The sequence below is a fragment of the Roseovarius arcticus genome (genome assembly GCF_006125015.1).
Taxonomy (GTDB): Bacteria; Pseudomonadota; Alphaproteobacteria; order Rhodobacterales; family Rhodobacteraceae; genus Roseovarius; species Roseovarius arcticus.
Genome location: NZ_SZZN01000001.1, coordinates 3,963,621 through 3,986,570, shown reverse-complemented (window position 1 = coordinate 3,986,570; position 22,950 = coordinate 3,963,621). Strand labels below are relative to the sequence as shown.

At 61.9% G+C, this 22,950-nt stretch carries 22 protein-coding genes; 5 read left to right on the top strand and 17 right to left on the bottom strand.

What is annotated here, in order from left to right; translation table 11 throughout:
- Positions 1-61: 61 nt before the first annotated feature.
- From MK6180000_RS19065 to MK6180000_RS19025, 9 genes are all read right to left on the bottom strand, one after another.
- Positions 62-2,512 carry a GcvT family protein gene (locus MK6180000_RS19065; RefSeq protein ID WP_138936171.1) on the bottom strand — a complete coding sequence of 817 codons (2,451 nt, stop codon included), beginning with the start codon at positions 2,510-2,512 and terminating at the stop codon, positions 62-64.
- An 18-nt stretch (positions 2,513-2,530) separates the two neighbouring features.
- The gene (locus tag MK6180000_RS19060; RefSeq protein ID WP_138936170.1) at positions 2,531-3,427 is read right to left on the bottom strand and encodes a homocysteine S-methyltransferase family protein; all 897 of its coding nucleotides are present in this window, start codon (positions 3,425-3,427) and stop codon (positions 2,531-2,533) included.
- A complete protein-coding gene (locus MK6180000_RS19055) occupies positions 3,424-3,603 on the bottom strand; it encodes a hypothetical protein (protein WP_138936169.1) in 180 nt (59 codons plus the stop codon). Before MK6180000_RS19055 ends, MK6180000_RS19060 begins: the two co-directional genes overlap by 4 nt.
- Positions 3,603-6,044, bottom strand: coding sequence for a GcvT family protein (locus MK6180000_RS19050; protein ID WP_138936168.1), 2,442 nt, complete (start codon positions 6,042-6,044; stop codon positions 3,603-3,605). Before MK6180000_RS19050 ends, MK6180000_RS19055 begins: the two co-directional genes overlap by 1 nt.
- A gap of 22 nt (positions 6,045-6,066) precedes the next feature.
- On the bottom strand, positions 6,067-6,444 hold the full coding sequence (locus MK6180000_RS19045; protein ID WP_171054696.1) for a GFA family protein: 378 nt from the start codon (positions 6,442-6,444) through the stop codon (positions 6,067-6,069).
- A 2-nt stretch (positions 6,445-6,446) separates the two neighbouring features.
- Entirely contained in the window at positions 6,447-6,830 is a 384-nt protein-coding gene (locus tag MK6180000_RS19040) for a GFA family protein (RefSeq protein WP_138936166.1), read from the bottom strand.
- A gap of 1 nt (position 6,831) precedes the next feature.
- On the bottom strand, positions 6,832-7,452 hold the full coding sequence (locus MK6180000_RS19035; RefSeq protein ID WP_138936165.1) for a LysE family translocator: 621 nt from the start codon (positions 7,450-7,452) through the stop codon (positions 6,832-6,834).
- A 10-nt stretch (positions 7,453-7,462) separates the two neighbouring features.
- Positions 7,463-8,035: a helix-turn-helix domain-containing protein gene (locus MK6180000_RS19030; RefSeq protein WP_246040575.1), complete on the bottom strand. Its 573-nt coding sequence runs from the start codon at positions 8,033-8,035 to the stop codon at positions 7,463-7,465.
- Between the two features lie 84 nt (positions 8,036-8,119).
- On the bottom strand, positions 8,120-8,572 hold the full coding sequence (locus MK6180000_RS19025; RefSeq protein ID WP_138936163.1) for a GAF domain-containing protein: 453 nt from the start codon (positions 8,570-8,572) through the stop codon (positions 8,120-8,122).
- Between the two features lie 165 nt (positions 8,573-8,737).
- Here MK6180000_RS19025 and MK6180000_RS19020 point away from each other — a divergent pair, with 165 nt between their 5' ends.
- The 3 genes from MK6180000_RS19020 (at position 8,738) to MK6180000_RS19010 (ending at position 11,493) form a co-directional block, all read left to right on the top strand.
- Positions 8,738-9,076, top strand: coding sequence for an STAS domain-containing protein (locus MK6180000_RS19020; RefSeq protein ID WP_138936162.1), 339 nt, complete (start codon positions 8,738-8,740; stop codon positions 9,074-9,076).
- Between the two features lie 49 nt (positions 9,077-9,125).
- Complete coding sequence (locus MK6180000_RS19015) at positions 9,126-9,611, top strand: ATP-binding protein (RefSeq protein WP_138936161.1); 486 nt, start codon at positions 9,126-9,128, stop codon at positions 9,609-9,611.
- A 304-nt stretch (positions 9,612-9,915) separates the two neighbouring features.
- Positions 9,916-11,493, top strand: coding sequence for a gamma-glutamyltransferase family protein (locus tag MK6180000_RS19010; protein WP_138936160.1), 1,578 nt, complete (start codon positions 9,916-9,918; stop codon positions 11,491-11,493).
- A gap of 39 nt (positions 11,494-11,532) precedes the next feature.
- On the opposite strand, the gene hspQ is transcribed toward MK6180000_RS19010, so the two are convergent.
- Positions 11,533-11,859: a heat shock protein HspQ gene (gene hspQ / locus MK6180000_RS19005; RefSeq protein ID WP_138936159.1), complete on the bottom strand. Its 327-nt coding sequence runs from the start codon at positions 11,857-11,859 to the stop codon at positions 11,533-11,535.
- A 247-nt stretch (positions 11,860-12,106) separates the two neighbouring features.
- Here hspQ and MK6180000_RS19000 point away from each other — a divergent pair, with 247 nt between their 5' ends.
- Positions 12,107-12,691 carry a transglycosylase SLT domain-containing protein gene (locus MK6180000_RS19000; RefSeq protein ID WP_138936158.1) on the top strand — a complete coding sequence of 195 codons (585 nt, stop codon included), beginning with the start codon at positions 12,107-12,109 and terminating at the stop codon, positions 12,689-12,691.
- Positions 12,692-12,734: 43 nt separating this feature from the next.
- Here MK6180000_RS19000 and MK6180000_RS18995 read toward each other — a convergent pair whose 3' ends face one another.
- From MK6180000_RS18995 to MK6180000_RS18985, 3 genes are all read right to left on the bottom strand, one after another.
- Positions 12,735-13,346, bottom strand: a complete 612-nt coding sequence (locus MK6180000_RS18995) for a LolA family protein (protein WP_138936157.1) — start codon at positions 13,344-13,346, stop codon at positions 12,735-12,737.
- A 244-nt stretch (positions 13,347-13,590) separates the two neighbouring features.
- Complete coding sequence (locus MK6180000_RS18990) at positions 13,591-16,608, bottom strand: DNA translocase FtsK (protein WP_138936156.1); 3,018 nt, start codon at positions 16,606-16,608, stop codon at positions 13,591-13,593.
- A gap of 366 nt (positions 16,609-16,974) precedes the next feature.
- Positions 16,975-18,303 (bottom strand): amidase, encoded by a 1,329-nt coding sequence (locus MK6180000_RS18985; protein WP_138936155.1) that lies wholly within the window; start codon positions 18,301-18,303, stop codon positions 16,975-16,977.
- A gap of 94 nt (positions 18,304-18,397) precedes the next feature.
- Between MK6180000_RS18985 and MK6180000_RS18980 the strand changes: the two genes are divergently transcribed.
- Complete coding sequence (locus MK6180000_RS18980) at positions 18,398-19,615, top strand: UbiH/UbiF/VisC/COQ6 family ubiquinone biosynthesis hydroxylase (protein ID WP_138936587.1); 1,218 nt, start codon at positions 18,398-18,400, stop codon at positions 19,613-19,615.
- Positions 19,616-19,634: 19 nt separating this feature from the next.
- Here MK6180000_RS18980 and MK6180000_RS18975 read toward each other — a convergent pair whose 3' ends face one another.
- Genes MK6180000_RS18975 through uvrC form a run of 4 tightly spaced genes read right to left on the bottom strand, consistent with a single transcriptional unit; the run spans position 19,635 to position 22,941 of the window.
- The gene (locus MK6180000_RS18975) at positions 19,635-20,090 is read right to left on the bottom strand and encodes a molybdenum cofactor biosynthesis protein MoaE (RefSeq protein WP_138936154.1); all 456 of its coding nucleotides are present in this window, start codon (positions 20,088-20,090) and stop codon (positions 19,635-19,637) included.
- Entirely contained in the window at positions 20,091-20,336 is a 246-nt protein-coding gene (gene moaD / locus MK6180000_RS18970) for a molybdopterin converting factor subunit 1 (protein ID WP_138936153.1), read from the bottom strand.
- Complete coding sequence (gene pgsA / locus MK6180000_RS18965; protein WP_138936152.1) at positions 20,336-21,001, bottom strand: CDP-diacylglycerol--glycerol-3-phosphate 3-phosphatidyltransferase; 666 nt, start codon at positions 20,999-21,001, stop codon at positions 20,336-20,338. The genes moaD and pgsA overlap by 1 nt, the downstream gene beginning before the upstream one ends.
- A 56-nt stretch (positions 21,002-21,057) precedes the next feature.
- The gene (gene uvrC / locus MK6180000_RS18960; protein WP_138936151.1) at positions 21,058-22,941 is read right to left on the bottom strand and encodes an excinuclease ABC subunit UvrC; all 1,884 of its coding nucleotides are present in this window, start codon (positions 22,939-22,941) and stop codon (positions 21,058-21,060) included.
- Between the last annotated feature and the right edge of the window lie 9 nt (positions 22,942-22,950).

Sequence of the window (22,950 nt, the reverse complement as noted above, 5' to 3'; positions counted from 1 at the left end):
TCAGCATATCGAGCCCATCATGGCAATGACCGAAGACACCCGCGAGAGGCGCCGCCTACGCCTACGCCTTGGTCCGCGCCCCTGTGGGATCATACATCGGGCGCAGGCTAGCCTCGGCGGAAATGCGCGTGCCGGCGACGTCGATCTCGTAGCGCGAGGCCAGCACCTCCTCGGTACTTTGCCCTTTGCAGGGCACATATCCCATGCCAATCGCACCACCCAGATGGTGGCCATAGCTGCCGGAGCTGAGATAGCCGACAATCTCGCCATCCCGCAGCACCGGCTCGTTATGATAGAGCAGAGGCTCGGGGTCGGTCAGGCGAAACTGCACCATGCGCGCCGCTAGCCCCTCTTCTTTTTTGCGCAGCACGGCGTCCCGCCCGATAAAGTCCGGTTTGGACGTCTTGACCGCAAATCCAAGCCCAGCCTCCAGCACGTGATCCTCGCAGGTGATGTCATGCCCGAAATGGCGAAAGCCCTTTTCGATGCGGCAGCTATCCATGGCGTGCATCCCGCAAAGACGCGCACCATGTTTCTGTCCGGCGGCATGCAGCACCTCGAACGCATGACCGGCCATGTCGGCGCTGACGTAAACCTCCCACCCCAACTCGCCCACATAGCTCACGCGGTGAACCCGGGCGAGGCCCATGCCCAACTCAATCTCTTGCGCTGTGCCAAAGGGGTTCACGTCGTTCGAGAAATCAGCTGGCGATACTGCCTGCATGATACCGCGCGCCTTCGGCCCCATCACGGCCAGCACGCCCTCGCCTGCTGTCACGTCGGTAATCACCACGCTGAAATCGCCTATGTGGCGCTGCATCCACGTCTGATCAGCCAGCCGCGTGGCGGCGGGGGTGACGACCAGATACGCCGTCTCGGACAGGCGCGTGACGGTCACGTCCGCCTCAATACCGCCGCGCGTATTCAAGAACTGAGTATAGACGATGCGCCCAACGGGAACGGCGAAATCCCCGCCGCCGACGTGGTTCAGGAAGCCTTCCGCATCCGGCCCCTCGACGCGCAGCTTGCCGAAGGACGACATGTCGTAGATGCCGGCGCCAGTGCGGATCGCGGTATGCTCGGCGGCTGCGTTGTCAAACCAGTTCTGCCGCTTCCAGCTATAGCGGTACTCGCGCTCCTGCCCCGGCTCGGCGAACCAATTCGCGCGCTCCCATCCCGCGGCCTCGCCCATGACGGCGCCCTGCTCCAACAGATGATGATGGAAAGGCGTGCGCCGGATGCCGCGCGCGGTAGCCTTTTGGCGGAAGGGGAAGTGGTCGGCATAAAGCAGGCCCAGCGTCTCTTTGGAGCGTTCGAACAGATATGTCTTGTTCCCCTGAAATGGCTGCATCCGCGCGATATCGACATCGCCCAAATCAAAGGGCTTCTCGCCGCTGTCCATCCATTGGCTCAGCGCATGGCCCGCCCCGCCCGCCGACTGAATCCCGATGGAGTTAAAGCCGCAGGCGACCCAGACGTTGTCCATCTGCGGGCTGAGGCCAAGGTGGTAGGCATCATCGGGCGTGAACGATTCCGGTCCGTTAAAGAAGGTGTGTATCCCCGCTGTCGCCAGCATTGGCAGCCGGTTGCAGGCGGCCTCTAGAATCGGCTCAAAATGATCGAAATCCTCAGGCAGTTGGTCGAATTCAAAGCTGTCCGGGATGCCGTTCATACCCCACGGTTTTGCATTCGGCTCGAACGCGCCGACCAGCATCTTGCCCGCGTCTTCCTTGTAGTAGGTGCATTCATCCGGCACGCGCAGGACGGGCAGTTGGCTTAGACCTTCAATCGGCTCGGTCACGATGTAGAAATGTTCGCACGCGTGCAGCGGCACATTGATGCCCGCCATGCGGCCGACCTCGTGGCCCCACATGCCGGCGCAGTTGACGATCATATCGGCCTCGATATGGCCCTGTGCGCTGCCATCGTCGCTGGCCCAGTCGACGCCGGTGACGCGGCGGCCCGCCTTTGCGATGCCTGTGACGCAGACCCGTTCCTGCACCTTTGCGCCGTGCTGGCGCGCACCCTTGGCCAGCGCGAGCGCGATATTGGCCGGGTCGGCCTGCCCGTCGGTGGGAAGCCAGACACCGCCCGTCACGCCCTCTACGCTCAAATGCGGATAGCGCCCTTTGATGTCATCCGGCGACAGCTCCTCGGCGGGCACGCCAAAGGCGCGGGCCATGCCGGCTTGCCTGTGCAACTCCTCCAGCCGCTCAGACGTCAGCGCTGCCGAGATTGACCCGACTTGGCGAAAGCCGGTCGCGACGCCTGTTTCCGCCTCCAGCCCGGTGTATAGCTCTGCCGAGTAGCGGGCGAGCTTTGTCATGTTGCTGGACGCGCGAAGTTGGCCGATCAGGCCCGCCGCGTGCCATGTGGTGCCGCTGGTCAGTTGCTTGCGCTCTAGCAGGACAACATCGCTCCAGCCCAGCTTGGCCAGATGATACGCGACCGAGCAGCCGACGACGCCGCCGCCGATGATGACCACGCGGGCCTTTGTGGGCAGATCCATGATGCGCTCCTTGGGTTGACGTTAAACGATGCGGTGACCGGCTGCGCGCAATCGCGTGGCCAGTTCGGCGATATGGGCGGGGCCAACCTCGCAGCAGCCCCCCACGATGGTGGCGCCTTGGGCGACCCAGCTCATCGCGAAATCAGCGTAGAGAGCGGGCGACAGATCGCGCCGCGCCTGCAATGCGTCGACAGTTGGAGTATCCTTGAGGAACTCCGCTGTAATGTGATCGAACCCATTTGCATACGCGCCGAAGGGCAGGCCAAACCCGCGCAGGATCATCAGTCCTGCACCAACCGCCTCCGGGCGGGTGCAGTTGATCAGCACGGCATCCGGCGCATGGCCCGCGATCAGCGGCGCCAGATCGCCCAGATCCTCGCCCGAACGCAGACGCGTGCCATCATCGTCCATTACCGTGACGGACAACCAGACGGGCACGCCCGCATCCGCACAGCCTAATAATGCACCAGCCGCTTGCTCAACCGATGCCGCACTCTCGATTAGCAGCAGGTCCACGCCGCCGCGCATCATCGCGGCAATTTCGGCGTAGAACGGCGCGGCGATGTCCGGCGGCGGGCAAATATCTGGGCGATAGGACGCGCCCAGCGGCCCCAGCGTGCCAGCGATGCGGCCCGTGCCATGTGCGGTGCGCGCTGCCGCTGCCTCGGTCAGTGCGCATTCGATCAATGTGCCAAACTGGTCCTCGATCCCGGCGCGCGCCAGACGGTCCCTGTGGACTGCATAACTGTTGGTGCTGGCGATGGTCGCGCCTGCGACAAAGTAATCGCCGTGCACTTCGGCGGCCAGTCCGGGCCGGTCCATCATCACAGCGGTCGACCACAGGTTCGTCGGGGCACCCCCCGCCCGCTTGACCAGTTCCTGCCCGATAGAGCCGTCTAGAAGGGTGATGTCGGTCATGGGTAGATTTCCCGAGGCTGCGTGTGCTCAATGGTCGCCAAAATACCGGGCGCGCGGATGTTGCCAAAACTGGTTGTTGCATCGCCCAGCACCGGAAACGTGCCTTTGGGACTGACAGCCGGGCATCCCGCTGCCGTGAAAATGGTAATTAGGGTTTTGGCGCTATCCGTCAGCATCAGGCGCGTATCCGTTCGTTGCTCGCATCCCAAAGGGGGGCGTCCGGCTGCACTACTGCCTTGAACCGCTCGCCATAAATTTCGACCTCAAGTTCAGTGCCCGGCACGGCAAGGTCGGCGCGGATCATCCCCAGCGCGATAGAGGCATCAACCCGGTAGCCCCACGCGCCGCTCGTCGTCTCGCCCACTACATCACCGCCGTGCCAGAGCGTCGACATATAGGGCGCGTCAGCTTCGCCCGCATCTACGATCAAAGTGACAAATCGCTTCACGCTGCCCTGCTGGCGCTCGCTTAGCAGGGCGGCCTTGCCTGGGAAATCCTGCGGCTTGTCCAGTTTGACAAAACGGTCCAGCCCGCCCTCCAGCATCGAATAATCGGTGCTGAGATCGCCCTTCCACGCGCGATAGCCTTTTTCAATCCGCAAGCTGTTCAACGCATACATCCCAAAGGGTTTCGCGCCAGCGTCTAGAATGGCGCGGTAGATATCTGCCATATCCTCGTTCGCGGCATGCACCTCCCATCCCAGCTCCCCTGCGAAGGATACGCGGGCGATATGCGCCTTATGCCCAGCCACAGTGCAATACTGGTGGCTAAGCCATGGCAGCGACAAATCGCCGTCGGTCAGCGACGCCAAAAGATCGCGGCTAGCAGGGCCAGTAACGATCAGCGCGCTGCGCTCGGTCGTCGCCTCCTCAACGGTGACACCCGTCGGCACGCTGCGCCGGATCAGATCGCCGTCATGCCATTGCGCCGTCGCGGCAGTGATCAGGATAAAGCTGTCCTCGGCCAGCCTTATGCACGACAGCTCTGTCAGGATGCGGCCGCGATCATCGGCGACATAGACAAGGTTCATGCGCCCCACCTTGGGCAACGCGCCGGTAACGAGGCCGCGCAGCCAATCGTCCGCGCCCTGCCCCCGCACATGAAAGCGGGTGAATCCCGGCAGATCCAGCACGCCGCAATGGTCGCGGACGGCTGCGCATTCCTCGGCAATGCGCTGCGCCCATGGGCCTGCGCGGTTCCATGTCTGGGTGGCCTCCTCGCTGACATCATCGCCGGGCTGTGCAAACCAATTTGCCCGCTCCCACCCGTTATAGGCGCCCATTACGCCGCCAAGTTCGCGTACGATGGCATCATTCGGACCCCGCTTGCGATCGCGGCCAGCGGGCCATTCGTGCCAGGGGAAATGCATGGCGTATTCATGGCCGTACACCTCCATCCCCTTGGCGATGCAGTGCTCTGGGTCGGTGTAGTCGGTAAAGCGGCGCGGATCGACCGCCCACATATCCCATTCCGTAGCACCTTCTGTGATCCACTCAGCCAGCACCTTGCCCGCGCCCCCCGCCTGCGAAATGCCGAAGGTGAAAACGCAAGCCTCAAAGGCGTTTGGCACGCCCGGCATGGGGCCAAGCAACGGCAGACCGTCGGGCGCATAGGGGATGGGGCCGTTGATGACCTTGTTGATGCCCACATGCCCCAGCAGCGGCACGCGCGCCATCGCATCCTCGATGTACCATTCCAGCCGCTCCAGATCGTCTGGGTATAGTTGAAAGCTGAAATCCTCGGGAAAGGGATCGTCTGGCGTGATCCAGTGTGCCTTGCAGTTCCGCTCGTAAGGGCCAAGGTTCAGGCCGGTTTTTTCCTGGCGCAGGTAGTATGAGCTGTCGACGTCGCGCAGCAGCGGCAACTTGCCACTCGCGGCTGTGTACTCAGCGATTTCAGGGATTTCGTCGGTCAGCAGATACTGGTGGCTCATCACCATCATCGGCACGGTGCGCCCGCCATAGGGCTTGAACCATTCGCCGACCGTCTGCGCATAATAACCAGCCGCATTCACCACAAATTCGCAGCGGATATCGCCCTTGTGGGTGTGGACGATCCATTCACCTCCGTCCCGCGTCACGCCTGTCGCGGGGCAAAACCGTTCTATCCGTGCGCCCAGATCGCGCGCGCCCTTGGCCAATGCTTGCGTTAGCTGACTAGGGTCGATGTCGCCGTCGCTGGGGTCATACAGCACGCCTTTCAGGTCATGCGTCTCCATAAAGGGGTACATCTGCTTTGCCTCGTTCGGCGATAGCATCTGCATGTCCATGCCCTGATAGCGGCCCATGCCGCAGGCGCGCTGAAATTCTTGTTCACGCTCGTCTGAATGGCCCAGCCGCAAGGAACCGGTGACGTGGTAATTCATCGGATAATCCACCGCATCCGACAGGCCGCGATACAGCTCGGTCGAATAGCGTTGCATGTTCATGATCGCCCAAGAGGTCGAGAACGTCGGGCAATTGCCCGCGGCGTGCCATGTGCTGCCGGCGGTCAACTCGTTCTTTTCTAGCAGGACGCAATCGGTCCAGCCCGCCTTGGCAAGGTGATAGAGGCCGGACGCGCCCACCGCGCCGCCGCCGATGATGACCACGCGGGCCGTGCTGGGAAAATCGCTCATTGTCTCGCTCTCCGCTATTTGGTCAGGATCGGGCTGACTGGGGCAGGCCGTCTGAGATGTCGTAGTAGTCGCCTTTGTCCTCGCAAAAGATGTGCCGCTCCAGTCTTAGCCCCGTTGGCGCGTCCAGTGCCCCGAGGGCAAAGCTGATTGTGTCCTCGTCATGCGCCTTCCAGAAAAGGAAGCTGCCACAGCGGGCGCAAAATCCACGCTTGGCTGTGTCGCTGGCCTGATACCATTCAGGCGTGCCAACGATTGCCAGATCCGCCTCGGGCACCGCGGCAGACGCCCAAGTGTGGCCCGACTGCTTGCGGCACTGCCCGCAATGGCAGACCGACAGGTGTTGCGGCTCGCCTGCCACCTCGAACGTCACGTCACCGCACAGACACTGGCCTTTAAGCATGATTAGCTCTCCTGCAGTTGCGGCAGATCGCCGCCGATTTCGCAGTAATCGCCCTGTTCGCGCACCCAGACATGCGCGCCCAGCTTGAGGCCCGTTTCGCCGTCCAGACTACCCATCAGGACATGCACATTCGCTCCCGCGTCGCCCCGCCAGAACAGCGTCGATCCACAGCGCGTGCAAAAGCCGCGCGTAGCGATGCCCGAGGCGCGGTACCATGTCAGCCCATCGTCGCAATCGAATGTCACGCTGTCCTTGGCCACCGGAACGGCGGCAAAATAGTGGCCGGACTGGCGACGGCACTCGATGCAGTGGCACGCGATCGCGCGGCCCTCAGGTGGCCCGGCGGTAAAGGCGACAGCGCCGCAGAGGCAGGAACCGCGCAGCATTCTACGCCCTTCCCGGTAGGGTACTGGACCCCAGAAGCACGCCATAAACGATGAAACAAAGCGCCAGCGCGCGCCGCAGCGGCCGGCTGGCAACAGCGCCCAGCGCCGAGCGCCCCAGACCTACGCCCAGCGCGGTATAGCCCGAATAGCTGAGCGCGGTCAGCGTCAGTGCCGTTGGCACGATCACCCACATTTGCTGGCCCAATGGCACATCAGGCTGAACGAACTGGCTGAACGCGGCCAGATAGCCCGCGACGCTTTTGGGATTAATCGTGGCAATCAGAAATGCGCGGCCATAGACCGACCCGCCAGACACGGCCCCGGCGCTGACCGGTCTGCTTGCTTGTCGCCACGTGCGAATACCCAGCCAGATCAGCACGCCCGCGCCGATTAGCTTAGCCACCTCGAACACCTGCGGCGATGCCGCGATCAGCGCCGTGATACCCAGCGCCGACAGCGCCAGAAACAGCGCCGCCTGCGTCAGGATCGCAGCCACCCCTGGTAGCGCGCGGCGAAAGCCGAGGTTCATCCCGGTGGTGATGCAATTAACCGCGTTCGGCCCTGGCGTGGTGACGAATACCGCCCAAAATAGCGCGAATATGATCCAAGCTTCCCAGCTCATCCCTGGCTCCTCAATAGACCGGCGGCGCGATCACCCAGATCGCTGTCGCAGGAAGGTCATAGGGATTGCGCCATTCAAATGCGTCGCCCCGGATGCGGAAACTGTCACCACTCGTCACGGTAAACTCGTGGCCTGCGATGGTCAGGTCCAACTGGCCCGACACGATGTATCCCACCTCTTGGGTAGGCCGCATCATGAATTCTGGTGCGCGGCTGTGCGGCGCAAAGGTGGAATGGACCATCTCAAAATCGTCGGTCAGGTCGGGCGACAGCAACTCTTCGGTCAGGCCGGGCATATCCTTGCCTATAGGGCGGCGCGCGGTGCGACGCACAATATAACCGGCCTCACCCTCAGGGACGCCCACATCGACCATCAACAGCGATAACGGGACGTCCAGCGCGGCCGCAAATGTACGCAGATCGTCGGCACTCGGTTGCGATAGGTCCCGCTCCACCTGGCTTAACCAGCCGACAGAACGGCCCAACCGCTCTGCCAAGCCTGCCAGCGTGACACCGCGCGACTTGCGAAGGGCGCGCAGATCGGCGCCGATGGTTCGGCGCGCAGAGATATCGGTATGAAGCAAACGCGGCCCCGCCATGAAATTAACGTCGATATTTTCACGATGCTGCGCTGCTGTTAAAAACGCAAGAAGAATTTCACGACAACATCAGCCCCCGAATGTCTGCCGCAAGAGCCGCGTCAGCCCGTCCGCATCAGCACGGTCAAAGGCCGCAACCCGGTCGCTGTCGATATCCAGCACGCCGATCAGCACGCCACCGGCATCGCGTACAGGCAACACAATTTCGGATTTTGTGCTGCTCGCACACGCAATATGGCCCGAAAACGCGTCGACATCATCGACCAGCTGCACCTCGCCGGTACGGGCCGCCACGCCGCACACCCCGCGTGAAAATGGGATGAATAGGCAGCCATGGCCGCCCTGATAGGGGCCGATTCGCAACGTTTCAGGCTGAGTGACACGGTAAAAACCGGTCCAGTCAAACCGGTCATCAGCATGGTGCAGCTCGCACACCATGGTCGCCATCAGTGCGATTGTGTCCTCCTCGCCGTGCGTCAGCGCGGCAAGGGTTTTGGCCAGTTCGTCATAGTTGATCCGCATGTTTCGTTGCCCTTCTCATAGGTTGGCTCACGTTGGAGTTGCGCTGTTCCCGAATAGCTTTCACCCCCAAAATTTGTCCGGTGCAATGGCCTTGTTCGCGCACACCGAATGGTAAGGAATTTGCCCTAGCGTGAGTCGCAACGATATGAATCATTCGGAGTGAACATGGACCTTTCCAGCAGCCAATATGGCGCCTACCAGCTTATCACTGTTAACGCCGCACGGATCGACGCCGCCGCCGCCATCGCCTTTAAGGACGCGTTGCGAGCAGCCACATCTGATGGCACGGGCGATGTCCTGCTGGACCTTCGGCAGGTAATGTTCATCGACTCCAGCGGCCTTGGTGCCATCGTTGCCGCGCTCAAGCTGGTTGGCCCGGACCGGCGGCTAGAGCTGGCATGCTTGACGCCTGATGTGGAAAAAGTGTTTCGGCTGACGCGCATGAATTCAATATTTCGCCTTCATACCGATCTGAACGATACTGCCCTTGGACAAACTGGATGAATTTAGTGCCCGCTTGGCATAGGCAAGGCATCCGGCAGGCGGCCCGGACATGACTGCCGCGCAGAGCCAGCCTACAAAGGTGTTCGACCTCATTGCGTCTGCGAACGAGATACGCGCCGGGCTGTCAGAGATACGGATGCATCTGCGCGCCGCAGGACTATCCCACTGCGAATGTGGCACTACCGAAATCGTCCTTGCCGAAGCATTCAACAACATCGCCGAACACGCTTACGCGAATAGCGGCGTGGGCAATATCAACGTCGCCATAACACTGGATGATGGCAGCGCTCTGATTGAAGTCACGGATACCGGCGCGCCCCTGCCGGGGTTGTCCGCGCCCGCAGGCAAACCGCCAAGATTGGACGGGCCCAGCCGCGACCTGCCCGAGGGTGGCTATGGCTGGTTTCTGATCCGCCAGCTGACGGCAGCGCTGACCTATGATCGTCATGACGGGCGAAACATTCTGCGACTGCGCATGAGTTTACCGTGCACACAGCAACCCGCAGCACTCGGCCTAAGCGCGCGGTCGAACTGATCAGGCGACAGGCAGGCACTCTGCCCTTTCGGCACGATTGATTTCGCCTTGCAAAGTTACCTGCCTCAAACATGCCCAAATGTGATCTCATTGAGGACAGACTGCACCGTCAAAACTAACTTTGTAGCTGCATCAGCTTCTCTCGGCGCCGCGTTTAACAGCCCCCACCCAGTGCGCGGCGCCGAGGTCCAAAATTCTCGCAAATGCGCCTCGCGCTAGCGAATTCCTCCCATCACCTTCATGTCTTGGCAATCGGTTCGGCGCGGCTTACCATCTGGTTTCCCCCCCAGTTAGGAGCCTGGCCATGCGCGACTTTCACCTTCCCGGCCGGTCGCCGGTGCTGGCGGCGAACGGCATGTGCGCCACGTCCCATCCGCTGGCGTCCAAGACGGCTATCGACATTCTTGAACGTGGCGGAAACGCCATGGATGCGGCCATCGCGGGTGCCGTCCTCTTGGGTCTTTGCGAGCCGCAAATGGCGGGCATCGGTGGCGATTGCTTTGTCCTCTTCTCCGGTCCGGGCGACGCGGGGGTGCAGGCATTCAATGGCTCGGGCCGGGCGCCTGCGGGTGCAACCGCACAAGCGCTGCGCGACCGTGGACTGACTGCTGTGCCCCTCTACACCGCAGACGCGGTAACTATTCCGGGTGCGATTGATGCGTTCTGCCGACTTAGCGAAGATCACGGCAAGCTCGGGCTCGATGCACTTTTGGCCCCCGCGATCCGGTATGCGGATGAGGGTGTGCCCGTCGCGCCGCGCGTTGCGCGGGACTGGGTGTACTGCGCCGACGTGCTGAAGGATCACGCGCGCACACATTACCTGCCCGGCGGCGCACCGGCCCAGATTGGCGCGCTATTCCGCGCGCCCGGCCAGGCCGAAGTGCTGCGCCGCGTGGCGAAAAATGGTCCGCAAGCATTCTATGAGGGCGAGATCGCAAGCGACATGGTGGCCGCACTCACGGACGTCGGCGGCACGCACGCGGCTGCCGATTTCGCAGGGCATCGCGGCGATCCCGCCACGCCAATCAGCGGGACCTATAAGGGCCGCGAACTGGTTGAGCATCCGCCGAACGGCCAAGGTGCGACGGCGATCTTGATGCTCAACATGCTGGCGCAATTCGATATCGCCGCGATGGACCCCTTCGGCGCCGCCCGCGCCCATCTGGAGGCCGAAGCGACCAAGCTGGCATACGATACGCGAAGCCGCATCATCGCTGATCCCGATCACACAGCGCGCACCGAATTCATGCTGAGCGAGGACACCGCGAAGACCCTTGCCGCGATGATCGATCCCAAACGCGCGCTTGGCGCCGCCGCGCCGCTGACGGAGGCGATGCACCGCGATACCGTCTATATCACGGTCGTCGACAAGGACCGGATAGCGGTGTCGCTGATCTATTCGATCTTTCACGGCTTCGGTTCGGGCATCGCATCGGAGAAGTTCGGCATCTTGATGCAGAACCGCGGTTCGGGATTCACCCTCAAAGAGGGTCATCCGAATGAATTGGCTGGCGGCAAGCGGCCGTTTCACACCATCATCCCCGGTATGCTGCGTAAGAATGGCCGCACAGTCATGCCGTTTGGTGTCATGGGCGGCGGATACCAGCCATGCGGTCATGCGCGCATTGTATCCAACTTGGCGGATTATGGGATGGACCCGCAGACCGCAATCGACGCCCCCCGCGCCTTTGCCGACGGCAAGGAGTTGCGGGTCGAGCGTGGCTATAGCGATGCCGTACGCGCCGAGCTATCGGATCTGGGCCACAAAGTGGTCATCCCCGATGAGGCAATCGGCGGCGCGCAAGCGATCGAAATTCGAGAGGATGGCGTACTGGAGGGGGCGTCTGACCCGCGCAAGGATGGCTGCGCATTGGGATACTAGAGGCGGCAGGGTGGGCGGCTGCCCACTATCCTGTACAGATCAATTCATCTGGAAATGCAGCGGATACTGCCCGTCCTCGAAGGGGCCAAACAGGTCGTCGATATCAGGATGCTCGACCGGCTCGCCCGAATAATCTGCGATCAAATTTTGCTCGCTGACATAGGCGACATAGTAGCTTTGATCGTTTTCGGCCAAGAGATGATAGAACGGCTGGTCTTTGACCGGGCGACTTTCCTCTGGGATTGAGGAATACCACTCTTCGGTATTGGCAAACTCTGCGTCCACGTCAAAGACAACACCTCGAAACGGGTGCTTCTTGTGGCGCACGACTTGCCCCAAATGATATTTTGCGCGTGTTTTTAGCATAGCTTGAAGCCCATAAACGTCGAGTCTAGTGGTTTCAAGCACGCTTTGTCCAACGCTGATGCATGCCCGTTAGGAAACAGTCTGTTAGGTTTTTGCGCGCACCGACTTCGGCGCAAGCGACGCTTGTCGGCAACAGCCCGCAGATGCGGCTAAAATCGTGATTTCCCATTTGGCAAAAACTGGGTACACTGATCTGATAACCAAAGGCAGCGCAGACTGCCCCAAAAAAATGAGAGCAGAGGCAGCAATGAGCAGACAGCTTCGCGCGGTCCTACTACTGGTGTTGGTCGCAGCCTGCGGGCGCGGCGGCGGTTATGGGGATTCCCCCAACCAGATGGAGGATGCCTGCGCCATCTTGCGGGAACGTCCCGAATACAGACGCGCCTTCCGCGCCGCCGAGCGGCGCTGGGGCGTACCTACCCATGTCCAAATGGCAACTATCTATCAAGAGAGTAAGTTCGTCTCGGACGCGCGCACTCCTTACCGCTATACGCTGGGCATAATCCCGATGGGACGGCAAAGTTCCGCCTTTGGGTACAGCCAGGCACTGGACGGCACATGGGACGAATATGTCTCAGAGGCCGGATCGCGGCGTGCGCGGCGCGATAATATCCACGATGCAACCGACTTCATGGGTTGGTACATGTCCAAATCCCGCGATGCGTTGAACATTCCGATGTATGATGCTCGCAACCACTACCTTGCCTATCATGAGGGCCGCACCGGGTATTCCCGCGGCACCTATAATAGCAAGGCATGGCTCGTGCGTGTCGCTGGTACGGTCGAATCGCGCGCCGCAAACTATCAGGCACAGCTACGGCGCTGTAATTGAACGAGGTCAGGGGCGGCAAAAGCGCCGCCTCGCCCGTTTCTGATTAGCGGTTAGCCTTGCCACCGCCCGTGCCGATGCCCGGAATGACAAACCTGTCGTTGCTGAGGCTCACGCCCTTTTTCAGATCGCCCAGAATTACCGTCGTTCGGCTGCCGCCGCCGTCGTTGATGACCCATTGACGCAACTCGGTCGGGTTCGAGGTGAACACCAGATCGATGCTGCCATATTCGGGGTTGGCAGGGTCCTGCGCGCGCACCGTCGTCGTCTTGCCGTCGCTGGAATGGCCGGTAACCATTCGGGCGCGTGTCAGGTCCACATTGCGCGCAAGGATGATCGACAGCGGCGTACGGTTCAGCGGATAACCTTGCGGGCCGTCATTCGATTTGCCATCAATTATGCCCACCGTATCGCCGTTTGAGACGACCAGCATCTGCTCTGGCGGCTTGTATTCAAACCGCACACGGCCTGGCCGCTTGATCAATAGCTGGCCCTCGCTGATGGTGCCGTCATCGTTAATCTGCGTGAACGCGCCAGTGGCGGTTTGGAAGCTGTTTAGATAGCGCGACAGCTCTGTGAGAGGCAGTTTTTCGGCGGCGGCGGGCATTGCGATCGCAATGCTCAGCGCCGCGGCGGCGATGGCGGTGAATGGTCTCATGGCAAATCTGCCTCCTCGATTCGGCGCGGTAGTGGGTCCGCCCTTATTTTGCACGGAATGGTCGCTGTTATGCGATAGCGCCTGTGCTGCCACTCCATATCAGGCGGCCGCGCGCTCTTATCAAGGGCAGGCGCGCATTGGTGGCGGTTGCCCGCACGCCGCTGCCGCGTTGCTGTTACGGCAAACGGCGCCCTTAGGACAGGACGCCGTTTGCAAATTTTCATAACTAACGGATGGCCGCGACCTAACGCTCTGGCACCAGAATCTCGCGCTTACCCACGTGATTGGCGGCCGATACTACGCCCTGATCCTCCATCTGCTCGACCAGCCGCGCGGCCTTGTTATAGCCGATGGCCAGCTTGCGCTGGATATAGGACGTGCTGCACTTGCGGTCTGTGATCGCGATCTGCACAGCCTGATCGTATAGCGCATCCTCGCCTTCTGATCCGTTCGTCAGACCAAGAACGGCGTCGATGTTGCTGGCTTGGTCCTCGTCGGGGCCTTCCAGCACGCTGCCGACATAGACGGGGGGACCTTGCGCCTTGAGGTGGTTGACGACCTCTTCGACCTCCTCATCGCTGACGAACGGCCCGTGGCAGCGGATGATTTTCGCGCCGCCAGCCATGTAAAGCATGTCGCCCATGCCCAAGAGCTGCTCGGCCCCCATTTCGCCCAAGATGGTGCGGCTGTCGATTTTCGACGTCACCTGAAAGCTGATGCGCGTCGGAAAGTTCGCCTTGATCGTGCCAGTGATAACATCAACCGAGGGGCGCTGCGTGGCCATGATGATGTGGATGCCCGAAGCGCGCGCCATCTGCGCAAGGCGCTGAATGCAGGCCTCGATCTCTTTGCCGGCAACCATCATCAGGTCCGCCATCTCGTCGACGATGACGACGATGTAGGGCATCTTTTCAGGCGCAAATTTCTCAGTCTCGAACACCGGCTCACCAGTGGCATCATCAAATCCGGTTTGCACCGTGCGGCTGAACATCTCGTTCTTGCCCAGCGCGTCGGCCACGCGGGAGTTATAGCCGTCGATGTTGCGCACGCCCATCTTGGACATCTTGCGATAGCGCTCTTCCATCTCGGCGACGGTCCATTTCAGGGCGACAACCGCCTTTTTGGGGTCCGTGACAACGGGGCTCAGAAGGTGCGGGATGCCGTCATAAACGCTGAGTTCCAGCATCTTGGGGTCGATCATGATCATCCGGCAGTCTTCGGGTGTCAGCTTGTAGAGCAGTGACAGGATCATGGTATTGATCGCCACCGATTTGCCCGATCCGGTCGTACCGGCAATCAGCAGGTGGGGCATCTTGGCAAGGTTCGCGACCATAGGATCGCCGGCGATATCCTTGCCCAGCGCCAGAGGCAGCTTTTGGTTGCCGTCGCCAAAATCGCGGCTCGACAGGATCTCGCGCAGCGACACCATCTCGCGGTTGTCATTGGGCAGTTCGATACCGATGACGCTACGGCCCGGCACGGTGCTGACGCGCGCGGATAGCGCCGACATTGAACGCGCGATATCGTCGGCAAGGCCGATCACGCGAGACGCCTTGAGGCCGGCGGCCGGCTCCAACTCGTACATTGTCACAACGGGGCCGGGGCGGACTGATACGATCTCGCCTTTGACGCCGTAGTCGTCCAGCACGACCTCCAGCATCCTCGCGTTTTCCTCCAGCGCCTCGTCGCTGAGGTGATGGCGTGTGATGTTTTCTGGGCTGGACAGCAGGCTGAGGGGTGGCAGCTCGTACTGCACGCTGGCCCTCTCCTCGAATTGAAGTCCCGGTTGAGCCTCTGCCACGGCACGGGCCGAGGGCGCGGGCACCTTGCGAACGGGATGCTGCACGACCCTTTTGGCCTCGGGGGTGTGCGTGCGATAAATTGGCTGCTGGGGGGACGGTGCGGTCTCGTCGAGTATGATCGCTTCGTCCTCGTCCTCATGCTCGGCTATATCTGTCGGCTCGGGGGCAGGGGCGCGCGGAGTGATCTCCCGGCGTTGCTGCACAGCCGCGTTCTGCGTGATCTCGGGTTGCTGCATAGCCTCCAGAGCGGGCATGCGCGATGCTGCGCTCAGACGCGGCTCGGGCGGCAGTGTCAGGCCTGCTGACGTCAGCGGCGGTTCGGGCGGCAGCGGCACACCGCGCGCGGTGTCAAGCACCAGCGGAATCGGCCCGCGCCGCCCTGCGCGTGCGGCAGCGGCGGCTGCGGCCAACTGTACAGGCGCGGCAGGCCCGGAACGGACGCGCGACTTGATGATATCAGCGATCTTTTCCTTGATGCGGTCCTCGCCGGGCATTGGGCGGTCGCCCGCGATCGACTGCGGTTCAACCAGTTCGGGCAGCGGCATAGGCTCGGGCTTGCGCATCAGCGATGGCATCCGGGCCAAAAGGCCGCCTTGCTTTTCCATCGGCTTTTCTGGAACTGCCTCAACCGGGCGGGCGCCCCGCGCAGGGGCGTGCAGTGGGGGCGCTGATGCCTCGTCATAGACCTTGGCATGGGCGCTACGGCTAACAGGCGGCCCATCCGCGGCCATCGCAGAGGCAGCAGGCGCATTGCGGCGCGCGGCGGCACTGGTGCGCGCTGCATTGGCAGCCATCGCAGCGCCCGAGGCCCCGCGCGAAGCAAGGCCAACCAGCGCAGAATAGGCCATAATCACACCCAGCGCCGTGTAGCGCAGACCGCGCTTGATCTCGCTTAGCTCAAATCCAGTGACAAACGCGCCAAGCGCTAGCATCAAGAGGCCCAGTATCAGAGACAGCACCTTTAGCCCCGCCGCCGCACCGATAGGCAGAACGCCCAGTACCGCGCCCAGAACCGTGTCGCCGAAAATACCGCCCAGACCAAAGCTGTGGCTGGCATACCATTCTGCGCCCGGCGTCAGAGACGCAGCATAAAGCGACAGCACAGCGATCCAAATCGGGGCAAAGATGACGCGCGCCATCGCCCGTTCCTGCCCGCGATGCAGAACAAAACGAATGCCCCACGCCGCCAGCACGATGGCCAGACCCCAGCCGCCCCAGCCAACAACCATAAAAAGGGTCGCAGCGATGGTGGCGCCCGTCTGGCCCAGCCAATTTTGCACCGGCGTATCAACCGCCGAGAGCCAGCTGGGATCCTCGGGGCTGTAGGAGGCAAAGAGCATCGTGGCCAGAACAGCCATCCCCAGCAGGCCAAGGCCAAGCAGTTCCTTGCCGCGTTTTTCGATGGCTTGCGCCATGTTACTGTCCAGCAAAGGATCGCGCCCGCGTGTCTGATATGCCATGTCGTTCCTCGTCCTTACGCCCTGCAAGCCCGGCGCGATGCGCCCGCCTGCCCGGCCAAAGGCGCAAACGCGCCCATGATCCGGCTGATTTCATCGTGATCCTGAAAGGCCAAAGTATCCGCAACGCGTAAGGGCGCTGCGCCGCGCGATGGATCGCACAGGCACGCCAGACAACTTGCCGCAAGGTTAAAAAACCGCTCGGATAACATGTGAACTGCCTCAGGTTCGGGATCATTGTCGCCCCGTATTGCCCAAAACTACGCGTTGGACGTGCATCCGTCCAGCGAAACCATATCGGCCACCACTCGATTGTGGCATTTTTGGCAGACCGTGTTTTTTGTTGGTAAAAATACCTAATTCAAAGGCTTAGCGCAGCGCTGCCTCTGCCGCAGAGGCAATCCGTAGCAGCCGTTCCTCGCCCATCGACGCGCCGCAAAGCATTATACCGCAGCTGGGAACGCCCGTCGGTAGCGTGATCGCGGGCAGGCTCATCAGATTTGCGACGCGGGTGTTGCGCAGCGTCAGCAGGTTCTCGGCCGCGTAGTAATCGCCGCCCTCCATCAATCGCGCCGCGTTTGGCGGCAGGTTCGGTGCGCTCGGCATCAGAACCGCGTCATAACTAGCTACACGCGTCGCCCAGATGCTGCGCAGCGCATCGAGCCTCTGCCAAGCCGCGACGAATTCGGGCGCTGTGATGCCCTTACCGCTGCGAAAGCGGTCGCGGATGGGGCCAAACATCTTGTCCGGGTCTGCCTCAATCACTGCCCCCCAGGTGCCATATGCCTCGGCTGAAAACAGCGTTGCGGCGAGGCCCATCGCCTCGTCGACCTCAGGCGCAATCAACGGCTCAATCAGGGCGCCTGCGCCCTCCAGCTTGGCGATTGCGGCCACGTATGCGCGTTCGGGCATGTCCCGCAGATCATTCATTGCCGTACTTTGCAGCGTTGCCAGCCGCACACCGCGCAACGATGCACCGCGCAAATCGACGGCTTTGCGTCCCTCCAGTACGGCCAGCAGCAACGCGGCATCCTCGACAGTGCGCGTCAGCGGCCCGACGGTGTCGAACCGCGCGGCCAGCGGTACTGAGCCGCGCACAGAAACCCGGCCGGCGGTTGTTTTCAGCCCGACCAGATCATTCCACGCCGCAGGTACGCGCACTGACCCGCCCGTATCACTGCCAATGCCCGCGGCGGCCAGCCCGTGCGCCACGCTTGCCGCCGCACCCGAGGACGAGCCGCCGGCAACTGCGTCCGCGTCGTTGATACAAGGCGGCGTCGCGGTCATAGGGTTCAGGCCAAGGCCCGAAAACGCCAGCTCGCTCATATGCGTCTTGCCAAGGCAGACCATCCCGGCGGCGGTGGCATTGGCCAGTACTTCAGCATCGCTGTCCGGCACGCGGCCTGCGAGCAGGCGACTGCCTGCCTCAGTCGCCGTGCCTGCGCTGTCGAACAGATCCTTCCAGCTGATCGGGACGCCGTCCAACAATCCGCGCCTTTGCCCCAGCCGCGCGCGTGCGGCGGCTGCATGCGCCTCTGCCCGCGCGCGGCCGTGCGTGACAGCGGAGTATATGCGCGGCGTCATTGGATGCGCGTCGATGGCGTCCAAGTAAGCCTCGGTCAAGGCCACAGGATCGATCCGGCCTGCACCGATACCACGGCCGAGATCCGCCGCACTCATTTGTAGCCAATCTTGCATCGCCCGCCCTCACCGAAAGTTTTCTGAAATCCAAGTGACCGTAGCGGCAGGGTGGCGCATGGACAATCCCGCAAGCGCCGCCATATTGAGAGCCATGAAAATGGACAGTGATATCTTGATCGTCGGTGGCGGTCTGAACGGCTCAGCTCTTGCCTTGGCACTGGCGCAGCGTGGCATCAGCGTGGTGGTAGTCGACGCCTTGCCGCAAGATACGCGCGCGGATATGGCATTCGATGGGCGCTCTTATGCGCTGGCGATGGCGTCGGTTCGCCTGCTGCGCGCCATTGGCATCTGGGACCGCATCAAGGACCGCACGCAGCCCATGCTGGAAATCAAGGTCAGCGATGGGCGGGCGGGCGCAGGACCGCTTTCGCCCTTTGCGCTGCATTTTGACCACGCCGAACTAGAAGAAGGCCCGATGGGCCACATGTGCGAGGATCGCGTTCTGCGCCCCGCGTTGCTCGCTGCGATGGACGAGGCGCCCGGCGTCACTGCGATATCCGGCGATACGGTGATCGCACAGGACGCAGGCGCGACCGGCGCCACGCTGACGCTCGCATCAGGCCGCGTTTTGCACACGCGTCTGATCGTGGGATCGGACGGGCGCGCATCGGGTACGGCCCAGCGGGCGGGTATAAAGCGTACGGGGTGGGCGTATAACCAGACCGCTTTGGTCTGCGCAGTGGCGCATGAGAAACCGCATCACGGCATCGCGCATCAGTTCTTTATGCCGCCGGGGCCGCTCGCGATCCTACCGCTGCCCGGCAACGTGTCATCCATCGTCTGGAGCGAGCGGGCAGAGACCGCCGCCGCATTTGCAGCACTGAACGACGAAGATTTCCTCAGCGTTCTGCGTCCCAGATTTGGTGATTTTCTGGGGCAGATTTCGCTGGTTGGCGCGCGGTATACTTACCCGCTGGTCCTGAGCGTTGCGAACAATCTGGTCGCGCCGCGGGTGGCGCTGGTTGGCGATGCGGCGCATGGCGTGCATCCCGTCGCCGGCCAAGGTTTGAACGCAGGGCTGCGCGATGTAGCGGCGCTGGTGCAAGTGTTAACCGATGCACGAGGCCGAGGCGAAGATATGACCGCACCCGATGTGTTGGAGCGATACCAGCGCTGGCGCCGCTTTGATATCGCCGCACTGGCGATGACAACGGACCTCAGCAGCCGACTGTTTTCCAGCGACAACCCCCTGCTGCGCACCGTGCGCGATATTGGTATGGGCGTGGTGCAGGCCGCTGCCCCGATACGGCGTGCGCTGATGCGCGACGCGGCAGGGCTGACCGGTGATTTGCCTGATTTGATGCGCTAGGACTCGCGGCGCCGAACGGCTAGCTCCAGTCCTTCAGCGCCTTTTCGTCCTCGTCTCGGGGATCTACCCATGAGGCGTCGCTGCCGCTTGCTTCTTTCTTCCAAAATGGCGCGCGCGATTTCAGATAATCCATCAGATACATCGCAGCGTCGAACGCGTCTTTGCGATGGCAAGAGGCCGTGGCAACCATCATAATCAGATCATCTGGCGCCAGCCGTCCATGGCGGTGGATAATCAGGCTGCCGCCCAGATCCCAGCGCTTGTGTGCGTCCTCGGCGATGGCGTGCAGTGCCTTTTCGGTCATGCCCGGATAATGCTCGATCTGCATATGATCGAGCAAGCCGTCCAGATCGCGCACTATGCCGGTGAAGGTGACAACCGCGCCCATACCTGTCTGGCGCGCGGCAAAGGCATTGGCCTCAGCGCCCAGATCGAATGGGGCCTCCTGCACGCGGATATCTGACGCGGCAAGCATCTAGCCACCCGTCATGGGCGGAAAGAACGCCACTTCGCGCACTCCTGCAAGCGGCGCATCCCATTCGGCGAGCTCTTGATCGACGGCGACGCGCAGCGCGCTCAAATCGGAGAAGGCCATATCGTATCGCGCCTCGCGCGCGCGCAACTCAACGACCAGATCCGCCACGGTCGGCGCACTCGTTTGTACAGTCTCGCGCGGCAGGCCGATCCGCTCGCGGACCCATGCGAAATAGAGAACATCCATCAGCGATCATCCTTGAGGAATGGCAGCGCCTTCATGAGGTAGTCGACGCCGGAAATCAGCGTCAGGATTGCGGCAAGCCACAGCAGCAACAGCCCAGCATACCACGTGTAATGCATCCCGGCCAATTTCCAGCGCAGGCCCAGCACGTCCTCCTCTGCGCCCGACAGGATTGCATCCACCATGGCCTCATCCATGCCAAAAGTGGACATGCCGAAATAATGCTCAAACACGCCTTGGGAAAACAGCGTGGCAATCGCTACCATCTGCGCCGTCGTCTTCCACTTGGCCAGCTTGGTCACTCTCAGCGTCCCGGCCGTATCGCCCAGAAATTCGCGCAGACCCGAAACAAACACTTCGCGGAATAGGATTACTGTCGCGGGCAGCACCAGCCATGGCGACATCGGCGAATAACCGACGATCACCATCAGCGCGATCACCACCATCGCCTTGTCGGCGATCGGATCCAGCATCGCGCCCAGCCGCGTCTCTTGTTTCCATGATCGGGCGAGGTAGCCGTCAAACCAATCGGTGATGGCCGCCGAAATGAACAGGATCAGCGCGAACCAATCCGCATATGGGCGCGTGAAATATAGGAACATGACCGCCAAACCAGGCGCGGCCACGAGGCGCAGTAGCGTCAGGATATTGGGCACGGTCATTGTCATGAAATATCTCTAACCCGCTTGCGAAGCGGGTTAAAGCCCCAGCAGCACGGCCAGAACTAGCCCCTATCGTGAAAGTAGTCGTAAACCTTCTGCGCCAGTCCTTCGGACACTCCGTCTACCGCCTTGAGATCGGCAAGCGCAGCACGGCCCACAGCCTTGGCACTGCCGAAATGCGCCAAGAGCGCCCGTTTGCGCGCGGCGCCCACGCCCGGCACATCGTCAAGCGGAGTGGCGCTTATTGCCTTGGATCGTTTCGCGCGGTGTGTGCCAATGGCAAAGCGGTGCGCCTCGTCGCGCAGACGCTGGATGAAGTAGAGTACGGGATCGTTGCGCGGAAGCGCGATGGGGCGCTGGCCGGTGCGGTGAAACTCCTCCTTGCCCAGATCGCGGTCGATGCCCTTGGCGACGCCGACCATTGGAATCTCGCTGACGCCCATCTCGTTCATAATGCCGCGCACGGCACTGACCTGTCCGGCGCCGCCATCAATCAACAAAAGGGCGGGCCATGTGCCTTTGCTACGGTCCGGGTCCTCCTTCAGCATACGCTTGAAGCGGCGCTGTAGCACCTCCTTCATCATGCCGAAATCATCACCGGGGGTCAGGTCGTCGCCGCGAATGTTGAACTTGCGATACTGGTTTTTCATCATGCCCTCAGGACCCGCGACGATCATCGCGCCGACGGCATGCGCACCTTGAATATGGCTGTTGTCATAAACCTCAATCCGGTCCGGCGGCGCGTCCAGTCCAAAAGCATCTGCGACACCGCGCAGCAATTTGGCCTGTGTCGCGCTCTCGGCCATCTTGCGCGCGAGGCTCTCGCGGGCGTTCCTCAGCGCGCTTTCGACCAGTTCGGCCTTTTCACCGCGCTGGGGCACCATCAGCGTCACCTTTCGGCCCAGCTTGCCGGTCAGCGCCTCGGCCATCAGATCCGGGCTCTCGATCTCATTTGACAGGATCAGTTGGCGGGGCGGGTCCTTAGTGTCGTAGAATTGGCCAATGAAGGCCTCCAGAACCTCAGGCGCCTCAACGTCGACGCCGACCCGCGGGTAAAAATCACGGTTTCCCCAATTCTGCCCGCCCCGGATGAAAAAGACCTGAACGCAGGCCTGCCCGTTTTCCAGATGCAGTGCGATAATGTCCGCCTCATCCACGCTGCGTGGGTTGATGCCTTGGGCGGTCTGCACCTGCGTCATCGCTTTGATCCGGTCGCGCAGGGCGGCAGCGCGCTCAAACTCCATCTGCTCTGATGCCTCGGCCATCTGGCCGGCCAGCTTTTCTTGAATCTCGGTTGATTTGCCGCTGAGGTAGCGCTCCGCGTCGCCGACCTGCGCGGCATACTCGGCCTTGGTGATGTAGCCGACGCAGGGCGCCGTGCAGCGCTTGATCTGGTATTGCAGACACGGGCGCGTGCGCGTCTCGAACATCGAGTCGCTGCAATTGCGCAGCTGGAACACGCGCTGAAGCTGGGCCAGCGTCCGGTTTACCGCGCCCGCGCTGGCAAAGGGGCCGTAATAGGCACCCTTCTCGCGCTTCGCGCCGCGGTGCTTCTTGATCATCGGATAGTCATGCGATTTCGTCACAAGGATATTGGGGAACGATTTATCGTCGCGCAACAGCACGTTATATTTCGGCTTTAACTGCTTGATCAGGTTCTGCTCCAGTAGCAGCGCCTCGGTCTCGGTTGAGGTCGTCAGGAACATCATCGTCGCGGTCGCGTCGATCATCCGCATGATCCGGCCAGTATGGCCGGCCGGCCGCGCATAGCTGCTGACCCGCGCCTTCAGATTACGCGCCTTGCCGACATAAAGTACGCGCGCTTGGCTATCCAACATCCGGTACACTCCCGGCGACGCGTCCAGCGTGCGCAGGTAGGATTGGATCACCTTATGGCCCGTGGGCACAGGTGCAGTCTGGGGTGATGGCGGTGTGTCGTTGCTCATGGGCCTATA